Below are 4,048 nucleotides of genomic sequence, written 5' to 3'. Positions count from 1 at the left end.
CGGCCAGCTCGGTGATGAGAGGGCACTCCCTCACCTCAAAGAGGCGGCATCTGATGAAAACCCCAATGTCAGGGCAGCAGCCGCCGAGGCCCTTGGCTCTTTCGGGGGTGAAGAGCATCTCCCGGTGCTCCTCTCTGCCTGCGTGGATGAGGATCATTTCGTCAGGCAGTCGGCGGCTGCGTCTCTTGACCGGATCAGTTGGCAGCCGTCTGATGATGACGAGCGGGTGATCTACTTCATCGCCACCCGCCAGTGGAAGAAGGCAGCCGAAATCGGTGAGGCTGCTGTCCTCCCCCTGATCAGGATGCTCAGGGATACCGACAACGGGGTGATGAAAGGATTGACTGATGCACTCCGGAGCCTTGAGCGGTATTCGGTGGCACCGCTTGAAGAGGCTTTGAATGATCCTGATATCAGGGTGAGGAATGCAGCAGGCGAGATCCTGGTCTCGCTTGGGCAGACCGATCTCGTGTACCGTCCCCTCATCCCAAAGAGTGATGGGGGGTTGCCGGGAGAGAAGAGAGGGCTGTAATAGTTGGTTCTTCTCCATATTTCTGAAAGCCATTACTATCCAAAGGTCATAAATAATACATGAACAGTCTCAATTCGGTATTGTCTGACCAATGTAGATAATAAAATTACACAATATATTTTAAAATCCATATAATTTACTTCATCTTTCATCATTATGCTTATTGGTGGAAGAAAAGTCAGAGACAGGCATGGAGTTACGTTGGGTAGGGGCTCTGGTACTCTCGTGTCAGAAGCCCCCCACCGCCCGCGTCTCCGTCCGCAAATGCTTCGCAATGGAGGTTTAACCGGGTTGCCGCAGATGCTGGCGCTAGAGGGGGCGGGAGTGCTCCATCTGGCTTTCAGAGGAGATATGCCCCGATTCTTTCGGAATCGCCTTTCAGGTTGCTCTGATGAGCAAGGGCTTATCACCTCTGCCAGCCTGCCTCTTTCGCTGACCCCGCCCCCCGATATCCGCGCCGCAACTGCTTTTAGTCACTCCTGATTATTCGGTTGCTGCAGCGGGATCTTTTCCCACGTTCCGAAGAATTCAGGAAAAACCTGGTGATCAGAATTTTGGAGAAGAGTCAATATTTTTTAGCTCTTCGCTGAGACGTTTTCCCCGACCACCCCGTCCCCGTCCGCATGTGCTTCGCAGGGAGGTTGTACTGGGCGGCCGCAGATGCTGCGCGGGAGGGGGCGAGATGCTTCGGGGGCTAACAGAAGCAGATACACCCCGATTCTTCGAATCGTCCTGACGGATTGCTCTTTTGAGCAAGGGTGTATCACCTCTGCCATCCTGATCCCTTCGCTACCCCGCCCCCCGATACCCGCGCTGCACATGCTTCAGACTACCAATATAAAATAACGGGGAGGCAATCTTTTTGAGGATGATCCGAATGGGTGTTTCCAATGGAACTGGATCCAGCAGGACGGTGAGGCGGTATCGGTGAATGAGATAACACTCCTTGCAATTGCAATCGCCGTTGCGATGGATGCATCTGCTGTCTCGATTGCCGCCGGAGCCACCCTGAAGAAGAATCTTCTCTATTACGGGGTGCGGGCAGCCCTCTTCTTCGGCTTCTTCCAGGGAGGGATGGCACTCGCCGGGTACCTTGTCGGGGAGGCGGGGAGCGAGCTGATCGCCTCGTTCGATCACTGGGTCGCCTTCATCCTGCTTGTACTGATCGGCGGGAAGATGTGCTATGAGTCATTTCAGGGAGAAGCAGATGAGAGGGAGGCGGGGATTACCAGCCTCTTTACCCTCACCCTCCTTGCCATCGCCACATCCATCGATGCACTCGCAGTCGGTGCCACGTTTTCTCTTCTTGATGTGGAGATTCTCCCTGCGGCTCTTCTCATCGGCGTTGTCACCTTCGCCGGATCTATCATCGGGATCTGGGCCGGCCGGAGATTCGGGTGTTATCTTGGGGAGCGGATCGAGCTCATCGGCGGCGTGATCCTGATCATCATCGGAATTAAGATACTCATAGACGGGGTCTTCCTGTAAGAGGTGGCGGGGCACCCCTTTTCATTGAGAAGGGAGGGGATATTCCGCTCTATTCTCCTGTTTTCTCTGTGGATCCACTTAGATCCCGATATAGATGGAGATGCCCAGAACCCCGTGCAGAAGGGCGATGAGAATAGAGATCCTCGCCATCCGGAAATGCCAGGTGAACGGCACATTCTGAAGCCGCCCTCTCCGTTTCATAACCGCAATCGATGCGGTGATGCAGAGAGAGATGAAGAGGACGATCCCAAGGACGACGACCAGGGGGAGGCCAAGGACCGGCGTGTATGCAATTGCTGCGATTAACATTGTGTGTATCTACCTCCTGAGGATAATTGTTGTTGAGCCGCGTTCACGGTGCGGAACCGTCATCGAGTTGCTGTCAGAGAGCGCCCAGATGATCGCGATCGGATCTCCGGCCCGGATCTCATAGTCATACTCGTCACCGGTTGCAAAGAGCCGCTCAAACTCGATTGTGGTTACGCCATCCACCTGCTGCCCTCCATACCTGAGGATATCATTGGTTCCTCCGATCGCAGTGTCCATCTGTATCGGGCAGCGGGGATTCTCGCTGAAGAGATCCCAGACAACGACAGTCTCCCCATCGAGATATCCGGCGATATAATCAACGCCCGCCATCATCCGGGGGGTGCCAAGGCCGATGCCGACCCAGCCGGCTGCTCTCCCGGCGAGTCCGATCCGGATCGCCTCGTCGGTGGTGGTCCAGTGGATCTCCATCGTATCAGAGAGTGCCTGCCAGTACTCGTATTCGCCTGATTCGATGATCCCATCAGGATTCCAGTCCACGGTGACGGGGGATTCACCAACCGGAGCTGGTGTGGCGGGCGGATCAGTTGCACAACCCGATACAAGTACAAGAGATGCAAGTATAATCCCAATTGAGAGTATAATCGAGATCTTCATAGCCAGATGCTCGTTGCATGATATGAAAAGCTTTTCTTCATGGAGGGCAAGTCATCTCATATGGAATCTCCTGTGAAAACACTCCGGGATGCCGCCTTACTCATCGGGGCAGTCCTTCTGCCGCTTATGACCGGTGCGATCGGGAGCATCGCAACAGCAACGAATGTCTCGGGATGGTACCAGACGATCGCAAGGCCATGGTTCACCCCACCGAGCTGGGTCTTTGGGCCGGCATGGACGATACTCTATATCCTGATGGGTATCTCCCTCTTCCTGATCATAAAATCCGGATGGGAGCGGCGGGAGGTGAAGATAGCAACCGGCATCTTCTTTGTGCAGCTTTTCTTTAATGGAATCTGGTCATTCCTCTTCTTCGGGATACCGTCACCCTTCCTCGGGCTGATCTGTATCATTATCCTCTGGTGCCTGATCCTCTGGATGATCGTCTATTTCTACCGGATATCAAAGGTGGCTGCATACCTGAATATCCCTTATATCTGCTGGGTAACCTTTGCAACCGCCCTGACGGCATCGATCTACCTGCTGAATCCCTAGATTCACCAGGAAAACATTTTTTTTTTACTTTTGATTGTGGCTCTTCTCCTCATTTCTGATTGCCAGATTCCCTGATTCCTAAGCTAAGGTCAGCTGGATAGTATGGTCTGCTCCTCACTACAGATCCCTTTTTCACACAAGCAACAGTGGATGAAAAACCCTGGCTGGGATAGGAGAGGGAGCAGTAGCAGGAAGTGGGCGCGAAGCGCTCAATATCCTCACGTGCGGGGCGAACAGCCCCGCCTGGTGACCGCACGGTCGCCTTCACCGGCATCCGGAGGGGGTTGGCAGTGCCCCCCCGGAGGATGTTCGGGGACAGATCCATTCAGATCCATTCCTGGCTCCATCGACAGAACGATCGGCATTTTAATCCCCCCACCGCCCCTCTCCGTCCGCTTGTGCTTCAAACTTCCATGATCCGAATGTTGGAACAGGATCGCTCCGGGTTTTTTTCGCAGATTCTTTGCTGGAAGGTTTTCCCGGATTTCCGGATAATCCTGAAGGAAAGCTATATCGAAGATTGGATCAGATCATCCTTTGCGAGGGGGA

The 4,048-nt window shown here is 54.1% G+C and carries 7 protein-coding genes; 3 read left to right on the top strand and 4 right to left on the bottom strand.

Going from position 1 to position 4,048, the window contains the following annotated elements:
- On the top strand, nucleotides 1–532 hold a 532-nt coding region (locus QCH34_RS08095; RefSeq protein ID WP_300332679.1), incomplete at its 5' end, for a HEAT repeat domain-containing protein.
- Between the two features lie 575 nt (nucleotides 533–1,107).
- Here the strand turns inward: QCH34_RS08095 and QCH34_RS08090 are convergent.
- Nucleotides 1,108–1,353: a hypothetical protein gene (locus tag QCH34_RS08090; RefSeq protein WP_300332677.1), complete on the bottom strand. Its 246-nt coding sequence runs from the start codon at nucleotides 1,351–1,353 to the stop codon at nucleotides 1,108–1,110.
- Between the two features lie 106 nt (nucleotides 1,354–1,459).
- On the opposite strand from QCH34_RS08090, the gene QCH34_RS08085 reads away from it, so the two are divergent.
- Nucleotides 1,460–2,020 (top strand): manganese efflux pump MntP family protein, encoded by a 561-nt coding sequence (locus QCH34_RS08085; RefSeq protein ID WP_300332675.1) that lies wholly within the window; start codon nucleotides 1,460–1,462, stop codon nucleotides 2,018–2,020.
- A 78-nt stretch (nucleotides 2,021–2,098) separates the two neighbouring features.
- Here QCH34_RS08085 and QCH34_RS08080 read toward each other — a convergent pair whose 3' ends face one another.
- Both QCH34_RS08080 and QCH34_RS08075 read right to left on the bottom strand, forming a co-directional pair.
- Nucleotides 2,099–2,329 (bottom strand): hypothetical protein, encoded by a 231-nt coding sequence (locus tag QCH34_RS08080; protein ID WP_300332673.1) that lies wholly within the window; start codon nucleotides 2,327–2,329, stop codon nucleotides 2,099–2,101.
- Nucleotides 2,330–2,338: 9 nt separating this feature from the next.
- A complete protein-coding gene (locus QCH34_RS08075) occupies nucleotides 2,339–2,944 on the bottom strand; it encodes a DOMON domain-containing protein (RefSeq protein WP_300332671.1) in 606 nt (201 codons plus the stop codon).
- Between the two features lie 60 nt (nucleotides 2,945–3,004).
- On the opposite strand from QCH34_RS08075, the gene QCH34_RS08070 reads away from it, so the two are divergent.
- On the top strand, nucleotides 3,005–3,499 hold the full coding sequence (locus QCH34_RS08070) for a TspO/MBR family protein (protein WP_300332669.1): 495 nt from the start codon (nucleotides 3,005–3,007) through the stop codon (nucleotides 3,497–3,499).
- 218 nt (nucleotides 3,500–3,717) lie between these two features.
- Here QCH34_RS08070 and QCH34_RS08065 read toward each other — a convergent pair whose 3' ends face one another.
- Nucleotides 3,718–3,864, bottom strand: coding sequence for a hypothetical protein (locus QCH34_RS08065; protein WP_300332667.1), 147 nt, complete (start codon nucleotides 3,862–3,864; stop codon nucleotides 3,718–3,720).
- Nucleotides 3,865–4,048: the final 184 nt, after the last annotated feature.

It is taken from the genome of Methanocalculus sp. (assembly GCF_029762515.1).
Lineage (GTDB): Archaea > Halobacteriota > Methanomicrobia > Methanomicrobiales > Methanocorpusculaceae > Methanocalculus.
Note: the sequence above shows the minus strand (reverse complement) of the source record. Positions and strands in the feature narration are given on the sequence as shown.